Source organism: Janthinobacterium sp. BJB446, assembly GCF_002735655.1.
In the GTDB taxonomy this organism is placed as follows: Bacteria; Pseudomonadota; Gammaproteobacteria; order Burkholderiales; family Burkholderiaceae_D; genus Janthinobacterium; species Janthinobacterium lividum.
In genome coordinates, this window is the sequence record NZ_PDZK01000001.1 from 1,239,615 (window position 1) to 1,259,205 (window position 19,591).

The following is a 19,591-nucleotide window of genomic DNA, read 5'->3' on the forward strand; positions in this document are numbered from 1 at the left end:
TTATTCCGCTATAAAAAGTTCGATGCCCAGCTTTTGCAGCCCTTCGCGGTACTCCTGGCTGATGCTGGCATCGGTGATGACGGTATCGACCCGGTCCAGCTGCACGATGCGGTGCAGGCTGACGCGGCCGAACTTGGAGGCGTCCGTGAGGACGATGATTTTCTTGGCCCGTTCCACCATCTTGTGGTTCAGGCTTGCTTCCGCTTCGTGGTGGGTGGTCACGCCAAATTGCAGGTCGAAGCCGTCCACGCCCAGGAACAGCTTGTCGAAGCTGTACGCCTGCAGGCAGGTTTCCGCCTGGCTGCCCTGGATCGACAGCGACTGCTTGCGCAGCAGGCCGCCGGTCAGGATCAGGTCCACGCCCGGCGCGTCGGCCAGTTCCCACGCGATGTTCAGGCCATTCGTGGCCACCGTCACGCCCGTCGCATCGCGCAGATGGCGCGCCAGCGAAATGGTGGTGGTGCCCGAGTCGATGATGATGTTGTCGCCCGGTTCCACCAGCCGCGCCGCATAGGCGCCGATGCGCTCCTTCTGCTCGTGGTTGATGGCATCCTTCTGGCGTATCGTGTGCTCGGGCGGCGGCGTGCGCGTCAGGGTCGCGCCGCCGTGGCTGCGCGTGGCCATGCCTTGCGCTTCCAGCGCATTCAAGTCGCTGCGGATGGTGACCGCGGACACGCCGAGCTTTTCCACCAGATCGGTCACCTGCACCGAGCCCTGCTGGGCAAGCATTTGGAGGATGGATTCACGGCGTTGGCTGGTATTTCGCATGGTGGCGGGCTCAGTAAAAAATGAAAAATACCGAGCTTAACAGATTGCCGCTTCGGCAATGACGGCCACTGCCGCATTGCGGTTGCAGGCGCGCGCATATTGCGCCAGCAAGCTGCCGATCTTGTGCTCGATCAAGGCTGGCGCCTGCGCTGGCAAGCTGCCCTGCACCACGGCCAGGTACTGTTCCGGCAAATGCTGGCTCAGCAGCGGCAGCGGAATGGCCACGGTGTCCAGATTGGCCAGCAGCTTGCCGACGGCGGCCGCCACTTCCGGCTCGCCCCAGTAATAGCGGCAACGGTCGCTCAAGCCGTAGCGGCGCATCAATCGCTGTTCTTCCGGCGTGCCCAGGTAATGCTTGATCCAGTTCTTCGGCTTGGCCACCATCACGTCGTCGAGCACCTGCATCAGCTGCGAGGTGGCGTGCGCCGGCAGCAGTTCTTCCTCGATCTGGCACAGGGCGAACAGCGCCTCGCGCAGGGCGAAGGTGGCGGCAGGCCCCACTTTCAGGATGGCGAAGTGGTCGCGCACCATGGCATGCAGGGCGGACTCGCGCTGATAGTCGGTGGAATGGGCTTCGAACACGAGGCCAGGCTGCTCGGCGACAAAGGCCGACAGCTCGGTGGCGGCGTCCGCGTCGTAATGCTGGATGCTGCTCTGGTCGAAATCGACGCCCGGCTGCACCACCATGGCGATGACCCGCCGCCAGGCGCCATGCAGGTCGTTCTCGAGAAACGCGCGGCGGTGCACGTCGAGGGTGCGGCGCGCCGCTTGCGGGCTGGTGACGGCGCCGGCCTGCGCCAGCGACGCTTCGCCGCCGGGAATCGGCACTTCCGTGCCGATCACGTAGACGGGTGGCGCGAAGCCGGCGGCGGCTGCCGCTTCCTCGGCGACGATGCACAGGCGCGCCGAACGGGCGGCCACGGTTTCATCGTCGAGCTGCAAGGGGTCATCAATGCAGCGCATGCTGCAATCGAGGTGGATCTTGTGGAAACCGGCCGACGCATACGCGGCGATCAGGGTTTCGGCGTGGTTCATCGCGGTGGCCGCATCAAGGTGCTGCCAGGCGTTCGGACCCAGATGGTCGCCGCCCAGCACAAGGCGGCTGGCGGGAAAACCCTGTTCGCGGGCCAGTGCCAGCATGGTGTCGCGGAAAACGGCCGGCGTCATGCCCGTGTAGCCGCCGAACTGGTCGACCTGGTTCGACGTCGCCTCGACCAGCAGCACGGTGTCGTACTCGCTGGCCACGCGCATGGCGGCGTGCAGCACGCTCGGGTGGCTGCAGCAGACGGCGTACAGTCCCACGCGCTCGCCGCGGCGGTGCGCCTTGATCACTTGCTGGATCGGGGACAGGGTAAAAGTCGGGTTTTCCGCTTGATTCATCATGTTGACGCCTTTGTATGTTGTCGTATCAAAAGGGCCGCGCCGCGCGCGCCGCCGGCATCGCCAAAGCGGGGCGGCAAAATGGGCGGCACGTGCACGCCGGGGAACAGGTGGCGCTTGACGGCGGCCGGCAGCTTGTCGTACAGGTGCGGCAGCTTGGACAGGCCGCCGCCGAGCACGATGACGTGCGGGTCATAGGCCAGCACCAGGCCGGCCAGCGCGTGGCCCAGCACATCGAGGTGCACGGCCACCGTGCGCTGGGCCACGGCATCGCCCATGTTGGCGCGCGCCACGATGGCCAAAGGCTCTGCGCCGTCGCCGCCAAAGTGCGCGTGGATTTTGCGCATGGCGGGGCCGGAGACATAGCGCTCCAGGCAGCCCGCCTTGCCGCACGGGCAGGGGTAATCGGCCAAACCATGCTGCGCCAGCAGGGTGGCGGGCAGGCTCCAGTGGCCCCATTCGCCGGCCACGCCGTTAAAGCCGCGCAGCAGCTGGCCACCCACGCAATAGCCGCCGCCAGCGCCCGTGCCGAGGATGGCGCCGAACATGCTGGCGGCATTGTCGGCCGCGCCGCCTTGCGCTTCCGACAGGGCGAAGCACTGGCAATCGTTGCCGATGGCGACAGGACGTTTCAAGGCCTGCTGCAGGGTTTGCGCCACCAGGCGGCCGTTCAGGGCCGGCACGTTGGAGCTCAGTTGCCGGCCGCTGGCGCTGTCGATCACGCCGGGCAGGCCGATGCCGACAGGCGCCGTCGTGCCCAGGGCGGCGTCGCCGCGCGCCACCAGGTCGACGATGGCTTGCACGAAGGCGGCAAAATCGTCGCCCGGCGTGGCCACCCGTTCGCGGAACACTTCCGTCAGCGCGCCGTCGCGGTCGGCAAAGGCGACCAGCTCCATCTTGCTGCCGCCGATGTCGATGCCGTGGTAGCCGGCTGTGTGGTTAGAATTGGTCATGGCCATAGATGGTGACGCCCTGCACGACACGGTTGACGATGCCGCCGGCGAATGGATTGTCGGGACGCAGTTGCAGCAGCGCGGACTGGTGCAGCGCATATTGCTGCGCCATCAGCAGCCACAGCGGAGCCAGCCAGGCGTCTGGCCAGGCCGGCGCATCGGCTGACAGGTCGCCGCCGATGCCTACGGTCAGGCACGTCTGCGCCACGCTGTCGCGCTGCAGTTCTTTCAACAGGTCGTCTTCGTACTGGCGCGCCAGCGGCTTGCTGCTGCGCAGCAGGATCACCAGCGACTCCGTGGTGACAGCCGATTTCGGGCCGTGGCGGAAACCGAGCGGCGTATTCGCCATCGCCATCACGCGGCCACCCGTCAATTCCAGGATTTTCAATGCCGCTTCCTTGGCCAGCGCTTCCAGCGGGCCGCTGCCCAGGTAGACCACGCGCTGCACGGGAGTCGAGCCCAGGTCCGCCACGGGGGCCGACCAGTCGCGCAAGGCTTGCTCGCCCAGCTGCGCCAGGGTCTCCAGGCGGTTCAGATCCGTGTCCTTGCCCAGTACCGACAGGGCTGCCAGCAGCATGCTGCTAAAGCTGCTGGTCATGGCGAAGCCGCGATCGCAGCTGCCTTCCGGCATCAGCAGGTTATACGTATTGGCGTCGTTCGCGCCCTGGCGCGCCAGCTTGCCGTCCGCGTTGCAGGTGATGTTCAGGAAGCGCGCGCCGGGCACGACCTGGCGCAGCAGTTCCACGGCCGCCAGGCTTTCCGGGCTGTCGCCGCTGCGGGCAAACGAGACGAGCAGGGTGGGCGCGTCCGCTTCCAGATACAGCTCATGGTGCGTCAGCAAAGTCGTGGTGGCGATGGCGCGGATCTGCGCGGGCCATGCCGCATTCAGGGTATCGACGACGATTTCGCCCACATAGGCCGAGCTGCCGGCGCCCGTCAGGATGACGCGTTGCTGCGGATTGGACAGCGTGTCGCCGAGGAAGGCGGCCAGGGCCGCTTGTTCGTTGCGCAAAATAGTGGCCAGCGCGCGCCAGATGGCTGGCTGGTGCGCGATTTCCTCGGCCGTGTGCAGGCCGCCGATGTCGCGCCAGGTTTGAATGTCACGCTGAAGAAGGGTAGTCATGGAGTGTCAGTAAAGTGTTTGTTGGAGAAAGCATAAATACTAAATTTCGAAAAGTCAAATACGAAAGCAAAACGAAAGTAAATAGTTGTATGCCTTGCGAAATAATGTCGTTTTAAAGGCCGTGAAACATGCTGCGGTGCAGCGCAAAAGCGTGTGGCGGCGCGGCTTGTCGCTGAAATGCGACGATAACGAAAGATTGCGCTGTGGAATTTGAATGAAACGTAAGATAAATTGGCTTATTTTAGGCATTTTATTAATAAATTGGCGCCATAACTTTCTTTTGGTTGACGATATTTATTTTTCTTCTTAAAGTAATTTCATTGAATCACTTCTGAAAGCCAGCAGATGAACCCTCTCCCGCTTCCCCGCCGCGTCCTTGCCGCCTGTGTCCTCGCCGCCCTTGCCACCCTGTCTGCGCCCGGCCTGCATGCCGCGACTATCGGCAATCTGCAGTCGCTCTCCGCCGTGCGCGCGGCCGACGTGGCCAAGGGCGAGGCAGTGGGCTGGGATGTGCGCAGCGATACGGGCATGCAGCTGCGTATCAGCCTGCCGCAGGCGGACGTGCTGCGCATCCAGGCGGGCGGCAAAGGCGGCTTGACGGGGCCAGGCGACAAGGCCGCGCCCATCGTCGTGGGCCAGCCTGCCGCGCAGGTGGCGTACCGGATCAATGAACAGCCCGACCACATCCTGATCAGCACTGATGCCTTGAGCCTGCGTATCGACCGCAAACCGTTGCGCTTTACCCTGTTGCGCAAGGGCGACGCGGTGCCCCTGTGGCGCGAGGTGCAGCCGCTGTCGCTCGACGACAAACAGGGCGTGCAAGTGTTATCGAGCCTGCCGGGCGAGCGGTACTTTGGCGGCGGCCAGCAGAATGGCCGCTTCGAATTCAAGGGCAAGCAGGTGCCCGTGTCGTATTCGGGCGGCTGGGAAGAGGGCGACCGGCCGAATCCCGCGCCATTCTTGATGAGTTCACGGGGCTGGGGCATGCTGCGCAATACCTGGGCAGACGGCAATTACGACTTGCGCGACCAGGAGCAGATCTCGCTGCAGCACGCGGAAGGCCGCTTCGATGCGTATTTCTTCGTCGGCAAGGATCTGCGCGACGTCGTCGCCCGCTACACGGACTTGACGGGCCGCGCGCGCATGCTGCCCCGCTGGGCGCTGGAATACGGCGACGCCGATTGCTACAACGATGGCGACAACGTGAAAAAGCCCGGCTCCGTGCCGAAGGGCTGGACGGACGGCCCCACGGGCAAGACGCCGGACGTGGTGGAAAGCGTGGCGCGCCAGTACCGCGAACACGACATGCCGGGCGGCTGGATCCTGCCCAACGACGGTTATGGCTGCGGCTACACGAACTTGCCGGAAACGGTGAAGGGCCTGGCAGGCTATGGCTTCCGCACGGGCCTGTGGACGGAAAACGGCGTCGACAAGATTGCCTGGGAAGTGGGCCAGGCGGGCAGCCGCGTGCAAAAGCTGGACGTGGCGTGGACGGGCAAGGGCTACCAGTTCGCCATGGATGCGAACAAGTCGGCGTATGACGGCATCCTGAACAACTCCGACAGCCGCCCGTTCCTGTGGACGGTGATGGGCTGGGCCGGCATCCAGCGCTACGCCGTGGCATGGACGGGCGACCAGAGCGCCAGCTGGGATTACATCCGCTGGCACATCCCGACCCTGATCGGCTCGGGCCTGTCCGGCCAGGCGTATGCGTCCGGCGACGTGGACGCCATCTTTGGCGGCAGCCCGGAAACCTATCTGCGCGACTTGCAGTGGAAAAGTTTTACGCCCGTCCTGATGGGCATGTCCGGCTGGGCCGCGGCCGAGCGCAAGCATCCGTGGTGGTTCGAGCAGCCGTACCGCGACATCAACCGCCGCTATCTGAAGCTCAAGATGCGTTTGACGCCGTATATGTATACCCTCGTGCGCGAAGCCGAACAATCGGGCGCGCCGCTGGTGCGGGGCCTGATGTGGGATTATCCGCAAGACCCGGCCGCCTACACGGAAGCCTATAAATATCAATTCCTGCTGGGCCGCGATGTGCTGGTGGCGCCTGTCTACCGCAGCCAGGCCGTCAGCGGCGGCTGGCGCAAGGGCATCCACCTGCCGCAGGGTACGTGGTACGACTACTGGGATGGCCGCCAGGCCACGGCGGACGCGCAAGGGCGCGACCTGGATATGCAGGTCACGCTGGACAAGCTGCCCGTGTTCGTGCGCGCCGGCGCCATCCTGCCCATGTATCCGGAAATGCTGTACGACGGCCAGAAGCCGAAGGACCAGCTCACGCTCGATGTGTATCCGCAAGGCGATTCCGACTACACCCTGTATGAAGACGACGGCAACACGCGCCAGTACCAGGGCGGCGCCTTCAGCCAGCAAGTCATCCGCATGCGCCAGACGGGCGCCGACGTGCAGGTCGATATCGGCGTCGTTGATGGCAAGTATCAGGGCCAGGAAGGGCGCCGCGGCTATGCGCTGCGCATGCTGGCCGGCCAGGCCCCGGCCGCCGTGCGCGCCGGCGAACGGCTGATCGCGGCATTCGCCGACCGTGCCGCCTACGACAAGGCGGCAGAAGGCTGGTTCTTCGATGCGGCCGATAGAAAAGGCACCCTGCACGTGAAAGTGGCGGCGCAGGACATCCGCCAGCCTTTGATGCTGCAAGTCGCCGGCGCGCTGGCCGTGGCGCGAGCCGACGCCGATTTCCCGGCCGCTCCCGTGCCGGGCCGCGCCTTGCCGGCCGACGCCATGCAGGTGGTGGCGCGTCCTGCGGAAGAAAGCGGCTACCCGCTGGAAAACGCCTTCGATGGCAAGCCGGAGACGTGGTTCCGCACCGTGCGCAGCCCGTCCGTGAAAAGCGGTCCGCACGAATGGGTGGTCGGCTTTACGGAACGGCGCCTGGTGGACGGCATCGAACTGGCGCCGCGCAACGACCAGCACTGGAAGCATGGCCAGGTGCGCGACTATGAAATCTACATCGGCGACAACAACGGCGAGTGGGGCGCTCCGATGGCACGCGGCACCCTGAAACTGCAAGAGGGGACGCAGACCATCAGCTTCCCCGCCACGGCCGGGCGCTTGCTGCGCTTCCGCGTGATGAGCACGCAAAATCCGGAAGGCGATGGCGCGGCGTCCCTGGACCCGATGGTGACGGCGGCGCAAGGCGCGCCGGTGGCGCGCGCGTTCGATGCGGCGCTGGCCACCGACGTGGCGCCCGTCACCTTGTCCGAATTCCGCGTACTCGAACACCGCGTGGCCGAAGGCGCGGAGGTGCAGCGCTATCTGTCGGACCTGGCGCTGCCGAAGAATATCGCGAAAGACCGGCCAGCCGGCAAGGCGGCCGAGATGCGCATGAACGGGCTGTGGTTCCGCAAGGGCCTCGGCGTGGGACCTGCCAGCCGCATTGACTTGCAGCTGGCGGGCAACTGGAATCTGCTGCGCGCCGACCTGGGCGTGGACGATAGCTGCCGCAGCGCGGGCGGCTTGCAATTCCAGGTCTGGAGCGGTGAGCGGCTGCTGTACGACAGCGGCCTGGTCACGGCTCCCGGGGTGGTCAAACCCGAAATCGACGTGCGCGGCCTGAGCCAGCTCAGTTTGCGCACCCTGGGCGCGCGCGGCGCCCGAGCGGCCCAGGTCTGCGGCAACTGGGCCAATGCCGTGCTGACCGGCACGGAAGGCGCGACGGTCAAGCCGCGCTAGGCACTCAATCATTTCACTAAAAACGAGCCCCTCTTCGGACCGGGGAGGGGCTCTTGCAGCCTGACGAAAACAAATCACTTATAAAAAGGGAGATGGGAATGCACTTGAAAAAACTGATGGCCGCCATGGCGGCGGTAGGATTGGGCTCAACTGCGCTGGCATCAATGGCGCTGGCAGCGGAGGAGGAGAAACTGGCTCGCGTCGAAGTGACGGGTTCCAGCCTGAAGCGCATCAACGCGGAAACGGCGTCGCCGGTACAGGTGATCAACGCCAAGCAGATCGAAAACATGGGCGCGCTCACCTTGCTGCAAGTGCTGGACAACCTGCCCGCGGCCCGTCCGGCGCAGCAGGACTTCCGCTCGATGTTCACGGGTTCCGATGGCGGCTCGCAAGCGAACTTGCGCGGCCTCGGTGCACAGGGCACCCTGGTGCTGCTGAATGGCCGCCGCCTGTCGTTCTATGGCGCGCCGGCTGGTTTCCAGACCATGTTCGTCAATATTGACGCCATTCCCGCCGCCGCCATCGAGCGCATGGAGATTTTGACGGACGGTGCATCGGCCGTATATGGCTCCGATGCCGTGGCCGGCGTCATCAACGTGATCACCAAGAAGTCGTATCAAGGCCTGGAAGCGCGCGCCAATGGCGAATTTTCGCCCAGCGTGAAAGCCTATGGCGAGCGCCAGGCCAGCGTGCTGTATGGCCTGGGCGACCTGGCCAGCGACGGCTACAACATCTACGGTTCCGTGAACGTCTACCAGCGCGACCGCATCGCGCTGGCCGATACCTGGCGCAAGCGTCCCGCGTATTTTTATGCGAACAATCCCAATTTCATCCCGAACATGCGCGTGGGCGTGGGCAGCGAACCGGGCACGATGAATCCCGGGACCTTTTTTGTCTTCGACAAGGCGAAGAACAATGCGCGCACCCAGCGCGCCGTCAATGGCTGCAACAACAGCATCACCGAAGCGTCGGGCACGCGCTGCGTGTGGAATGCGCTGCCCAACCAGCTTGACACGGGGCCTACCTCGGAGCGCGCCACGGCTTACCTGAGCGGCCGGCTGAAACTCGGCGGCGACATGGAAGCGTTCGCGGAAGGCGCCTTCACCCACATCAAGATGCGCGGCGAGAATGGTCCGTCCAGCTTCAATAGCGGCAGCACGAATAACTGGTTCGCGCGCAATACGGGCAATACCCTGAATACCTTCGCCACGCCTTTCCTGAGCCCGAACAACGTCTACCTGAAAGGCAAGCTCGATGCCGATATGGTGGCGAAGATGGGCGGCGCGGCCGGCTTGAATTACCTGCTGCAGGATGCGACGGGCCACTTCGGCCAGAAGAATGTCGATGAAAACTACCGCGCGCTCGTCGGCCTGCGCGGCAGCATCGGCGGCGGCTGGGATTTTGAAACGGCGCTCAGCGTGGCGGGCAGCCATTCGACCCTGTTCCAGACGGCGAACATCAACATCAAGGGATTCGAGCAGGCGTTCGGCCCGTTCACAAAGGATCCCGTCAGCGGCCGCACGTATATCTCCGACAATCCCGCCTACAAGTTCGGCGAAATCAGCGAGGCCAATGCGGCGCTGGTGCGCGCGGCCTACCCGACCTTCGCCATCGAATCGTGGACCAAGCTGATGACGTGGGATGCGAAGCTGGAAGGCACCCTGTTCAAGCTGGGCGAGCGCGAAGTGCGCGCCGCCGTGGGCACCAACATCATGCGCGAGAGCTTCCTCACGCCCGGCAACGCGGATGCGGCGAATGGCTTGATTACGCAGCAGGGCGGTTCCTGGTTCGATGGCAAGCGCACCATCGCCGCCGTGTTTGGCGAAGTGGTGGTGCCGCTCAGCGACACCCTGGAAGTCAACGCGGCCGCGCGCCTGGACAAATACCCGCACTTCGCCGCCAACCTGGCGCCCAAGCTGGGCGTGATCTGGCGCGCGCGGCCCGACCTGATGCTGCGCGGGACGTATTCGGAAGGCTTCCGCGCACCCAACCTGGCCGAATCGGGAACGGGCGGCGTCTTTGCGCAGGTGGGCGGCATCCGCGACACCGTGCGCTGCGACGAAACGAATGCCATGGCGCGCGCCCTGATGAAGTCCGCGGTGGCGACGGATGCGGACCTGGGCAAGAGTTTGCTCAATTCGAACTGCTCCACGACGGTGGGCGGCCTGACGCCGCCGAACCAGAATCTGCGTCCGGAAAAGGCGAAGATATCGACCGTGGGCCTGGTGCTGCAGCCGGCCAAGGACGTGAGCATCTCCATCGATTACTGGTTCATCAACCGCCGCGACGAAATCGTGCGCCAGGACTTCAACGAACTGTTTACGGAACTGGTGGCCAAGTACGGCCCGACCCTGGCCGGCACGCCCAGCGCCATCCGCAACGACCTGACGGATACGGACCGGGGCAACGTCGCGGCCGTGGCGGCCATGTGCGCCAATCCCGCCAATGCGGGCGTGTGCGCCGGCGGCGTGCCCGGCTACTCGGTGGGCAACCTGGGCGGCTTGATCAACTCGTATTCGAACCGTGGCCGCACCCTGATGGATGGCGTGGACATCGATGCGCGCACGCGCTTTGCGCTCGGCGACTGGGGCAAGCTGAGCACTGGCATCGCGGCCACCATCCGCAAGCGCGACACCCATGACAGCGAAGACGGCAGCGACATCAAGGGCAATACCGTCGGCTATTACGATTCGCCGCGCTACCGCGCTACCGTCAACGCCGACTGGAGCTACCGCAACTTCGTCAGCAGCGTCTTTATCAACTATTCAGGCAAGACGCGCTGGGCGTATGGTCCCTGGGACAAGGACAACACGCCGGAAAACTGCACTGCCGCCTCGGTGGCCTTGCCGGCCGGCCAGTGCAAGGGCGCGCCGTCATACACCACGGTGAACCTGGCCTTCAGCTGGAAGCCGCTGAAGAACCTGGACGTGGGCCTGAACGTGAAAAACGCGTTCAACAAGCAGCCGTACTACGACCCGAACGGCTGGGAAGGCTACAACCATAGCCAGGACCTGTTCGGCCGCCAGTTTGCCCTGTCGGCCAGCTACAAGTTCTTTTAGAGCGTGACGATGCCCCGGTCCGTCAGCCGGCATGGTGCGGGCCGGGGTATTGCCATGAAAAAGAAAATACAATACTCCAATATGCACAATACGAAAGATAAACGTAAGTGAAAGAGGATAGGCATGTCTTCTTTCGCGTTGCTCTTCCCGGATTGCCACGCGGATTATCCTCTGCCGGACGACTCCTTGCCTGCGCGTGTATCTGTCATACCACGATAACGAAAGTTATCTGCCGCGAATCTGATTAAATCGAAAGATAAATACTCTTTATTTGCTCAATTTAGCGATAAATTTACGTTATAACTTTCTTTTTGTTGACGATACTTATTTTTCTTTTTAAAGTAATCCCAAGAAAAGAAAATCAGCCGATGCGGACTGATTTCCCGGAAGGTGCAACTGCCTGGCTGCACCGGCCGACGACCACCATAAAAATTGCATCCCCCCGACTTCGCCCTGGAGCGGGGAGGGCGCGCATAACCCTCGATATAGACGGAGAGACAGCATGCATACCACCCGACTCAAATTGCGCGACATCAGCCGCGCCGCAGCGATAGTGATCGCACTGGCGGCCGGCGTGCCAGGCCAGGCCTGGGCACAGTCGAACGCCACCAGCACCATTTTCGGTGAAGTGAGTGCGCCGGCCGGCGCCACCGTGGTGCTGGAAAACCTGGCGACGGGCGTGCAGCGCAGCCTGACGCCCGATACGTCGGGCCGCTACGTGGCCAACTCCATGCCGCCAGGCCGCTATGCGGTGCGCGTGCTGCGCGCCGGTTCGGTGGAAGCGTCGCAGGAAGTCGAAGCCCTGATCGGCGCGGGCGCGGAAGCGAACTTCGGCCCGGCCAGCGCCGCCGGCACGGTGGGCCAGGAGCAGACCGTCGTGGTGAAGGCGTCGCGCAATCCGATCGACGTGTCGAACACCAACAATGGCGTGATCTTCACGGCCAAGGAATTGAAAGCGCTGCCGGTCGGGAACGACGTCGCCTCCATCGTGCAGCTGACGCCGGGCGTGTCGCGCGGCACCAACAGCGTGTATGGCAATGCGCCATCGATCGGCGGCTCGGGCCAGTCCGAAAACGCCTTTTACGTCAACGGCTTCCCGATCACGAATATCCTGACCCAGGTGGGCGCATCGGAGCTGCCGTTCGGCGCGATCTCGAACCTGCAGGTGCTGTCGGGCGGCTATGGCTCGGAGTTTGGCCGCTCCACGGGCGGGGTGATCAACATCACCACCAAGAGTGGCGGCAACAAGGTCGAATTCGGCGGCAAGGTGTCCATCATCCCCCGTTCGCTGAAAGGCGAGCCGGAAAACACCTATTACCCGAACACGGGCGCCAATCCGAAGACGGATGGCAATCTGCTGTACTGGAACCGCGACAATGGCAGCACCAGCAAGGTGGTGGGCCTGTATGGCAGCGGTCCGCTGATCAAGAACAAACTGTTCGCCTTCGTGGCGCTGGAACAGACGAGCACGGACAGCCAGGCCGTTGCCGCCACCGCCGACTCGGGCACGGCCCTGGCGCGCGGCTGGAGCACCAGCCAGAGCAAGGTGAACCGCATGATGGCCAAGCTGGATTACAACCTGACGGACGACCATCACTTCGAATACACCAAGCTGTATGACCGCACGAAGACGGATAGCCAGGCGTATGGCTACAGCTACGCCACGCATGCGAGCAATGGCGTACAGGCGGGCAAGGGCGAGACGACGGTCAACTGCTGCGGATCATCGGCCGCGCCGGGCGCCAACATCGACATCTTCAAGTACACGGGCTACCTGACGGACAACCTGACCGTGACGGCCATGATGGGCGAATCGCGCACGTCGCACACCCGCACGCCGAATGGCTACAATCCGCTGCTGGCGCAAACGTCGTCGAATACCTCGACCCAGGTGCCTGGCCTGACGTACGCCAATCCGCAAACGGTGACGGGCACTCTGGTCGACCCATCGTCGGAAGACCGCCAGAAGGCCAAGCGTCTGGACCTCGAATACAAGCTGGGCAAGCACTCGCTGCGTGGCGGCATCGACCGCATCGACGTGGAATCGAAGGTGGGCCTGAGCCTGGCGGGCGGCTACCGCTGGAGCTATCTGAAAGCGGACGATCCGAACCGGGCCATCAACGGCGCGTTCGAGACACCGGCACAGGGTGGCGGCTACGGCGCGCAGGGCTATTACGTCAGCAAGGACTTGAATGCCAACCTGGCGCGTCCGACCAGCGTGCAGTCGGCGCAATACATCCAGGATCACTACCAGGTCACGGAACGGGTGCTGCTGGACCTGGGCCTGCGCCGCGAGCAGTTCACCAACTACAGCACCGATGGCGTGGCCTTCATTTCGCAGCGCAACATGATCGCCCCGCGCGTGGGCGCCACCTGGGATTACCTGGGTGACGGCACCCTGAAATTCTTCGCCAACGGCGGCCGTTACCACTTGCCGGTGCCGTCGAATTTGTCGAGCAACATGGCCAGCCCCTTCCTGGCCACCAGCGAGATGTACACCTACACGGGTGTCGATCCCGTCACGGGCGCGCCGACGGGCCTGCACGCCATCAGCAAGCCGTATTCGGCCAACAACGCGTACGGCCAGAGCCGCGACGCGCGCGAAGTGACGGCCATCGGCTTGAAACCGCTGTCGCAGGATGAATTCTCGCTCGGTTTCGAACGCGCCCTGAGCAAGAAACTGGTAGTGGGCGCCAGCGTCCTGTACCGCAAGCTGAACGACACCAACGACGACGTCTGCGATGCGCGTCCGCTGCAAGCCTGGGCCACGCGCAACAGCGTCGACACGAGCAACTGGGGCGGCTTCCAGTGCGCCATCATCAACCCTGGCCGCGACAACAGCCTGATGGTGGACTTCGACGATGGCAAAGGCTTGCGCCGCGTGGATATTTCGGCGGCGGAGTGGGGCAATCCGCTGCCATCGCGCACCTACCGCGCCTTGAACCTGTTCGTCGAGCACCCGTACACGAACGGCTGGTACGGCAAGCTGACCTACACCCTGTCTGCGCTGAAGGGCAATATGGAAGGCCAGACGGACAGCATCGGCGGCGGTGACGTGGGTCTGACCGTCAGCGACGACCACAAGGAACTGATGTACAACGCCTATGGCTACCTGCCAGGCGACCATCGCCACGCGTTCAAGGCCTACGGTTTCATGCAGGTCATCCCGGACGTGATGGTCGGCGCCAACCTGTCGCTGACCTCCGGCGCGCCGCGCAACTGCATCGGCGCGCTGCCCGATAACCTGCGGTTCGAGAACGATTACGGCGATTCATACTTCTATTGCAATGGCAAGCCGGCGCCGCGCGGTAGCCAGGGTCGCCTGCCTTGGCAAGCCCAGCTGGACATGAATCTGGCCTATACTCCCAGCGCCGTCAAGGGCCTGAGCCTGAAAGTGGATGTCTTCAATGTGTTCAACAGCCAGACCGTGACCCGCTATAACGAAACGCGCGAAGACCATGGCGCCATCGCCCGCAACTACCTGCAGGTGGCTGGCCGCACGGCGCCGCGTTCCGTGCGCTTCACGGCGGAATACACCTATTAAACTGCAGCCGGCCCGCTGCAAGGCGGGCCGGTGACGAACATTACCAATGGAAGCGAGAAGAGACCAATGACAACACAAATCAATCGACGCAATTTCCTGTCCGCCAGCGCCGCGCTGGCCGGTGGCGCCATGGCCGGCAGCGCCTTGCTGCCTGGCGACGCCAGCGCCGCCCCTGCGGCCGGCCGCGACAAGGTCCGCCTGGGCCTGATCGGCACGGGCATGCGCGGCCAGGTACTGCTGGCTGAACTGGTGCGCCGCGATGACGTGGAAGTGGTTGCGCTGTGCGATATCGAGCCGATCATGCTGAAACACGCGCTGGGCCAGGTGGCCAAAGCTGGCAAGCCCCGTCCGCGCACGTATGGTGAAGACCGCGACCAGAAAGCCTACAAGCGCATGCTGGACGCGGGCGGCCTCGATGGCGTGATCATCGCCACGCCGTGGGAATTCCACGCGCCGATGGCGATCGCCGCCATGCAGGCGAAGATCGCCGTCGGCTGCGAAGTGGTGGCCGGCATCACCCTGCAAGACCACTGGGACGTCCTGAATACCCAGCTGAAAACGGGCACGCCATACATGTTGCTGGAAAACGTGTGCTACCGCCGCGACGTGATGGCTGCGCTGCAGATGGTGCGCGCGGGCCTGTTCGGCGAACTGCTGCACCTGCAGGGCGGCTACCAGCACGATTTGCGCGCCGTGAAATTCAACAGCGGCAATCCGGCCAAGCCGTATGGCGGCGGCGTGGAATTCGGCGAAAAGGGCTGGTCGGAAGCCCATTGGCGCACGCAGCACTCGGTCGAACGCAATGGCGAACTGTATCCGAGCCACGGCATCGGCCCGTGCGCCATGTACACCAACATCAACCGCGGCAACCGTTTTACGCGCATCAACGCTTTCGCCACCAAGGCGCGCGGCTTGCACGACTACATCGTCAAGCAGCCGGGCGGCGCACAGCATGCGAACGCCAAGGTCAAGTTCAAGCTGGGCGACGTGGTCACCACCACCCTGGCGTGCGAGAACGGCGAAACCATTATCCTGCAGCACGATACGAGCCTGCCGCGCCCGTACTCGCTGGGCTTCCGCGTGCAAGGCACGGACGGCCTGTGGATGGACCTGAACAATTCCATCCATATCGAGGGCGTCAGCAAGCCGCACCAGTGGGATGATTTCAAGACCTACCAGGACAAGTATGAGCACCCGGTCTGGCGCAAATATGCGGCGCAAGCGGAAGGCGCGGGCCACGGCGGCATGGACTTCTTCGTCATCCACGCCTTTGTCGAAGCGCTGAAGGCCAACGCGCCGATGCCGATCGATATCTACGATGCCGTGACGTGGAGCGCCATCACGCCGCTGTCCGAGCAGTCGATCGCCGCCAACTTCCAGACCCTGGACTTCCCGGACTTCACGGGCGGCCAGTGGAAAGCGCGCAAGCCTATCTTCGCTCTCGACGGCAAGTACTAAGCCTTCACGACCCGCTACCGCGCCTGCCGCCGTAGCGGGTTTTTTCCAGCCATCCCAGCTTTTCAAACCGCGGCGCACGCCGCAGGACTTCTTGCGCCTGTTGCACGCCGTACCACCAGGAGACGTTGATGAAACACAGAAGTTCATTACTCTACGCAGTCCTTCCCTCCATGCCATTGCTGCTGGCCGCATGCGGCGGCGCCACTGCCACCGCTACCCCCGACATGGGCGGCACCGCCTTGCTGGCCGCCAGCGTGGCCGCGCCGGCCACCACCGCCACCGTGGAACTGGCCGGCAACGCCTTCATCACGGGCGGGAACGAGGGCGCGGTCATCGGCGAACATGGCCTGGCCGGCTGGAGCAATCCGGCTGCCGTCGCCAGCACGTATTTCCGCGTCTCCGGGGCGGGCCCTGTCCAGGTGGCGCTTGACGCCAGTCTGGCCGATGGCGGCAACAGCAACATCCGCGTGAAGATCAACGGCAAGCCCTTCGACGTGAAGCTGGCCGGCAAGGCGCGCAAGACCTATGCCGTGGGCACGGTGAACGTGGCGGCGGCCGGCTATGTGAAGGTGGACTTGCAGGGGCTGTCGCGCGTGAAGGCCACGTTCGGCGACGTCACCGCGCTGAAGGTGACGTCGAACGCCGCGCTCACGTACGCCAATGACCCCGCCAATTACTACTGGTCGCGGCGCGGCCCGTCCGTGCACATGGGCTACACGGTGCCGGCCAATACCGAGTATTTTTATAACGAGATGACGATACCCAAGGGGCAGGACGCCATCGGCTCCTATTTCATGGCCAACGGCTTTGGCCAGGGCTACATGGGCATCCAGGTGAAATCACCGAGCGAGCGCTGGATACTGTTTTCCGTGTGGGACGCCGACAATGGCGCCAAGACCACCCTGGTCAGCAAGGGTGCCGGCGTGGTCGATAACGCCTTTGGCGGCGAGGGCACGGGAGGCCAGACCTATCTGTCGTATAACTGGGCAGCCGGCACGACGTACCGCTTCATCACGCGCGCGCGGCCCGACGGCAATGGCGGCAGCGATTACTCGGCCTGGTTCTTCGCGCCCGAGACGGGCAAATGGCGCTACATCGCCACCTGGAAGCGGCCGGCCATCAGTACGTATCTGACGGGCGTGCATTCCTTCCTCGAGAACTTCATCGATACCCTGGGCTACACGGAACGCCGCGTCCAGTTCGGCAACCAGTGGGCAAGGAATGCATCGGGCACCTGGTCGGAAGTGACGGCAGGGAGGTTCACCGGCGACGCCACGGCCACGAATGCGCAGCGCATGGATTATGCGGGCGGGCTGGAAAACGGCAAGTTCTACCTGCATAACGGCGGCTTCTTTGCCGATTACGTGCAAACCAGCCAGAACTTCACGCGTCCGGCCACGGGCCAGGCGCCCACCGTCGATGTGAACGCCTTGCCGATGCAATAAGCGCTGGTTTTCAGCCCGGTCGCTTGCCCACCATCGCTTCGATGCCGCGATAGTAGGTGAGCGGCCGGCCTATCGTCACTCCCATCAATGCCGCCGCCTGGATGATGTCGTTTGTATCGCGCCGGTACACGACCAGCGCATCCATTTCGTCGCTGCCGTTGCCGTCGATCTGGATCAGGTCATAGCCGCCTTCGTCCACGGCGCGCTGTGCCAGTTCCTTGTCCAGCCACTCGAAATAGGGCAGCGCGCTACCGTCGCTGTCCTTGAGCAGCTCGTACGGGAAGTCGGGGAATGCGTCGAACATGTCCTGTATCTGTTCGTGCAGTTCGTCGAGCTTGTCGCTCGACGCCATATAGCCGCCCAGGTGCCAGAGGATCGCCACCGCGTAGGCTTGCGCATCGCTGTCGATCCACTCGTCGCGTGGCGCGGAGGGCGCATCGGTGATGGCGGCGACGGCTTCGTCGAGTTCCTCTCCTTCCAGGTCACCGCAGGTCAGTTTGGTCAGCAGTTCAGACAAGAGCATGTTTGGCTTTCAGGGTAGGGCACGGCCAGGGGAGAGGCATGTGCAAGATGTTGTAAATACTATCATTTCTACGTGCTACGCGGCGGTTGCGCCAGCCGTGTCATGCCAGTTAGAATGCGAATCATTATTGTTTGCGTGTGAGGATTTTCCGTGCCGCCTGCCCAATCCGGCGTCCACCAGGAGGTGGGCAGCCTGTATCACGATCACCACCGCTGGCTGCAAGGCTGGCTCAGGCACAAGCTGGGCAATGCGTTTGACGCGGCCGACGTGGCGCACGACACCTTCATGCGCCTGCTCAATCGCGACGAGACCATCGCCGCGCGCGAGCCGCGTGCCTTTTTGACGACGGTGGCCAAGGGCGTGCTGGGCAATCTGTACCGCCGGCGCGACCTGGAGGCGGCCTACCTGGAAAACCTGGCCAGCCTGCCGGCGCAATGCGCGCCCGACCCGGAGGCGCAGGCGATCCTGCTCGAAGCCCTGTTCGACATCGACCGCCGCCTCGATGGCCTGGCGCCTGCCGTGCGCCGCGCCTTTCTGCTGTCGCAGCTCGATGGCATGCCGCAGGCGGCCATCGCCGCCGAGCTGAATGTCTCGCTGGCCACCGTGCAGCGCTACCTGGTCAAAGCCATGCACCAGTGCTTCTTTTCTCCGCTGGCGCCGTGATGGGTGCCCTCACGCCGGAAGCGGCCAGCTTGCAGGCTGTCGAATGGCTGGTGCGGCTGCAGGCCGGTGACGCCACGCCGGAAGTGGAGCAGGCATGGCGCGCCTGGCGCGGCAGCGACCCGGAAAACGAGCAAGCCTGGCAGCATGTGGAAGGCTGCATGGCGCGCATGCGCGCCTTGCCCGCGCCGCTGGCGCACGGCACGCTGGCCCGCAAGCCGCTGCACGCGCAAGCGAATGCGGCGCGGCGCCAGTCTTTGAAACTCCTGGCGCTGCTGGCTGTGGGTGGCGGCGCCTGGCTGGCTGGTGGCGATGAGCAGGCGCGCTTCTGGCTGGCCGATTACCGCACGGGTACGGGCGAATTGCGCCACATCGTGCTGGCAGACGGCACGCGCATCGCCCTCAACACGGCCACCTCCATTGACGTGCGTTTCGATGCGGGCCAGCGCCTGGTGACGGTACTCAAAGGCGAGATCATGGTCACGACCGCGCACGATGCGGCTGGCCGGCCCTTTTTCGTGCGCACGGGCCAGGGCCGCTTGCAACCCGTGGGCACGCGCTTTGCCGTGCGAGCCGGCAGCGAAGCCACGCGCCTGGGCGTGTTCGCGGGCGCTGTCGACATCGTGCCGGAACAAGCGCCCGATGCGGCGCGCAGGCTGCAGGCGGGCGAACAAGCGACTTTCACGGCGGGCAGCGTTGGCTCCGCCGAGCTTCTGCCTGCCGGCGCCGATGCGTGGACGGCCGGCATGCTGGTGGCGCACGACATGCCGCTGGCCGATTTTGTCGGCGAACTGGCCCGCTACCGGCATGGCCGCCTGGCCTGCGATCCTGCCGTCGCCCACCTGCGCGTCTCAGGCATCTATCCGCTGGCCGACACGACGCAAGTGCTGGACATGCTGACGCGTACCTTGCCCGTCGATGTGCGCCAGAGCACGCGCTTCTGGGTGAGCGTGGTGCCGCATCGGAAGCATCCATGATTATT

The 19,591-nt window shown here is 64.2% G+C and carries 12 protein-coding genes; 7 read left to right on the top strand and 5 right to left on the bottom strand.

Annotated features, from left to right (window positions below; translation table 11 throughout):
* Genes CSQ92_RS05525 through CSQ92_RS05540 form a run of 4 tightly spaced genes read right to left on the bottom strand, consistent with a single transcriptional unit; the run spans position 1 to position 4,224 of the window.
* A complete protein-coding gene (locus tag CSQ92_RS05525; RefSeq protein WP_034781637.1) occupies positions 1 to 768 on the bottom strand; it encodes a DeoR family transcriptional regulator in 768 nt (255 codons plus the stop codon).
* A 36-nt stretch (positions 769 to 804) separates the two neighbouring features.
* Positions 805 to 2,148: a D-tagatose-bisphosphate aldolase, class II, non-catalytic subunit gene (locus tag CSQ92_RS05530; protein WP_218964059.1), complete on the bottom strand. Its 1,344-nt coding sequence runs from the start codon at positions 2,146 to 2,148 to the stop codon at positions 805 to 807.
* On the bottom strand, positions 2,148 to 3,101 hold the full coding sequence (locus CSQ92_RS05535) for an ROK family protein (protein WP_034781636.1): 954 nt from the start codon (positions 3,099 to 3,101) through the stop codon (positions 2,148 to 2,150). The genes CSQ92_RS05530 and CSQ92_RS05535 overlap by 1 nt, the downstream gene beginning before the upstream one ends.
* Positions 3,088 to 4,224 (bottom strand): SIS domain-containing protein, encoded by a 1,137-nt coding sequence (locus tag CSQ92_RS05540; RefSeq protein WP_099393472.1) that lies wholly within the window; start codon positions 4,222 to 4,224, stop codon positions 3,088 to 3,090. The genes CSQ92_RS05535 and CSQ92_RS05540 overlap by 14 nt, the downstream gene beginning before the upstream one ends.
* A gap of 345 nt (positions 4,225 to 4,569) precedes the next feature.
* Here CSQ92_RS05540 and CSQ92_RS05545 point away from each other — a divergent pair, with 345 nt between their 5' ends.
* From CSQ92_RS05545 to CSQ92_RS05565, 5 genes are all read left to right on the top strand, one after another.
* Entirely contained in the window at positions 4,570 to 7,920 is a 3,351-nt protein-coding gene (locus tag CSQ92_RS05545) for a TIM-barrel domain-containing protein (protein ID WP_257219131.1), read from the top strand.
* Between the two features lie 98 nt (positions 7,921 to 8,018).
* Entirely contained in the window at positions 8,019 to 10,979 is a 2,961-nt protein-coding gene (locus CSQ92_RS05550; RefSeq protein ID WP_099393473.1) for a TonB-dependent receptor plug domain-containing protein, read from the top strand.
* A 502-nt stretch (positions 10,980 to 11,481) separates the two neighbouring features.
* Positions 11,482 to 14,523 carry a TonB-dependent receptor gene (locus CSQ92_RS05555; protein ID WP_099393474.1) on the top strand — a complete coding sequence of 1,014 codons (3,042 nt, stop codon included), beginning with the start codon at positions 11,482 to 11,484 and terminating at the stop codon, positions 14,521 to 14,523.
* Positions 14,524 to 14,589: 66 nt separating this feature from the next.
* Complete coding sequence (locus CSQ92_RS05560) at positions 14,590 to 15,981, top strand: Gfo/Idh/MocA family protein (RefSeq protein ID WP_211615137.1); 1,392 nt, start codon at positions 14,590 to 14,592, stop codon at positions 15,979 to 15,981.
* A 128-nt stretch (positions 15,982 to 16,109) separates the two neighbouring features.
* Positions 16,110 to 17,426: a DUF3472 domain-containing protein gene (locus tag CSQ92_RS05565; RefSeq protein WP_249936060.1), complete on the top strand. Its 1,317-nt coding sequence runs from the start codon at positions 16,110 to 16,112 to the stop codon at positions 17,424 to 17,426.
* Between the two features lie 10 nt (positions 17,427 to 17,436).
* Here the strand turns inward: CSQ92_RS05565 and CSQ92_RS05570 are convergent, their stop codons facing one another.
* Complete coding sequence (locus CSQ92_RS05570) at positions 17,437 to 17,949, bottom strand: hypothetical protein (protein WP_099393476.1); 513 nt, start codon at positions 17,947 to 17,949, stop codon at positions 17,437 to 17,439.
* Positions 17,950 to 18,099: 150 nt separating this feature from the next.
* On the opposite strand from CSQ92_RS05570, the gene CSQ92_RS05575 reads away from it, so the two are divergent.
* A complete protein-coding gene (locus tag CSQ92_RS05575; protein WP_099393477.1) occupies positions 18,100 to 18,612 on the top strand; it encodes a sigma-70 family RNA polymerase sigma factor in 513 nt (170 codons plus the stop codon).
* Positions 18,612 to 19,586: a FecR domain-containing protein gene (locus CSQ92_RS05580; RefSeq protein WP_099393478.1), complete on the top strand. Its 975-nt coding sequence runs from the start codon at positions 18,612 to 18,614 to the stop codon at positions 19,584 to 19,586. Before CSQ92_RS05575 ends, CSQ92_RS05580 begins: the two co-directional genes overlap by 1 nt.
* The last annotated feature ends 5 nt before the right edge of the window (positions 19,587 to 19,591 follow it).

Coding starts and splice junctions, on each gene's coding strand:
- CSQ92_RS05570 (WP_099393476.1), bottom strand. CDS start 17,949: ATGCTCTTGTCTGAACTGCTGACCAAACTGACCTGCGGTGACCTGGAA.
- CSQ92_RS05560 (WP_211615137.1), top strand. CDS start 14,590: ATGACAACACAAATCAATCGACGCAATTTCCTGTCCGCCAGCGCCGCG.
- CSQ92_RS05555 (WP_099393474.1), top strand. CDS start 11,482: ATGCATACCACCCGACTCAAATTGCGCGACATCAGCCGCGCCGCAGCG.
- CSQ92_RS05550 (WP_099393473.1), top strand. CDS start 8,019: ATGCACTTGAAAAAACTGATGGCCGCCATGGCGGCGGTAGGATTGGGC.
- CSQ92_RS05525 (WP_034781637.1), bottom strand. CDS start 768: ATGCGAAATACCAGCCAACGCCGTGAATCCATCCTCCAAATGCTTGCC.
- CSQ92_RS05565 (WP_249936060.1), top strand. CDS start 16,110: ATGAAACACAGAAGTTCATTACTCTACGCAGTCCTTCCCTCCATGCCA.
- CSQ92_RS05540 (WP_099393472.1), bottom strand. CDS start 4,224: ATGACTACCCTTCTTCAGCGTGACATTCAAACCTGGCGCGACATCGGC.
- CSQ92_RS05535 (WP_034781636.1), bottom strand. CDS start 3,101: ATGACCAATTCTAACCACACAGCCGGCTACCACGGCATCGACATCGGC.
- CSQ92_RS05580 (WP_099393478.1), top strand. CDS start 18,612: ATGGGTGCCCTCACGCCGGAAGCGGCCAGCTTGCAGGCTGTCGAATGG.
- CSQ92_RS05545 (WP_257219131.1), top strand. CDS start 4,570: ATGAACCCTCTCCCGCTTCCCCGCCGCGTCCTTGCCGCCTGTGTCCTC.
- CSQ92_RS05530 (WP_218964059.1), bottom strand. CDS start 2,148: ATGAATCAAGCGGAAAACCCGACTTTTACCCTGTCCCCGATCCAGCAA.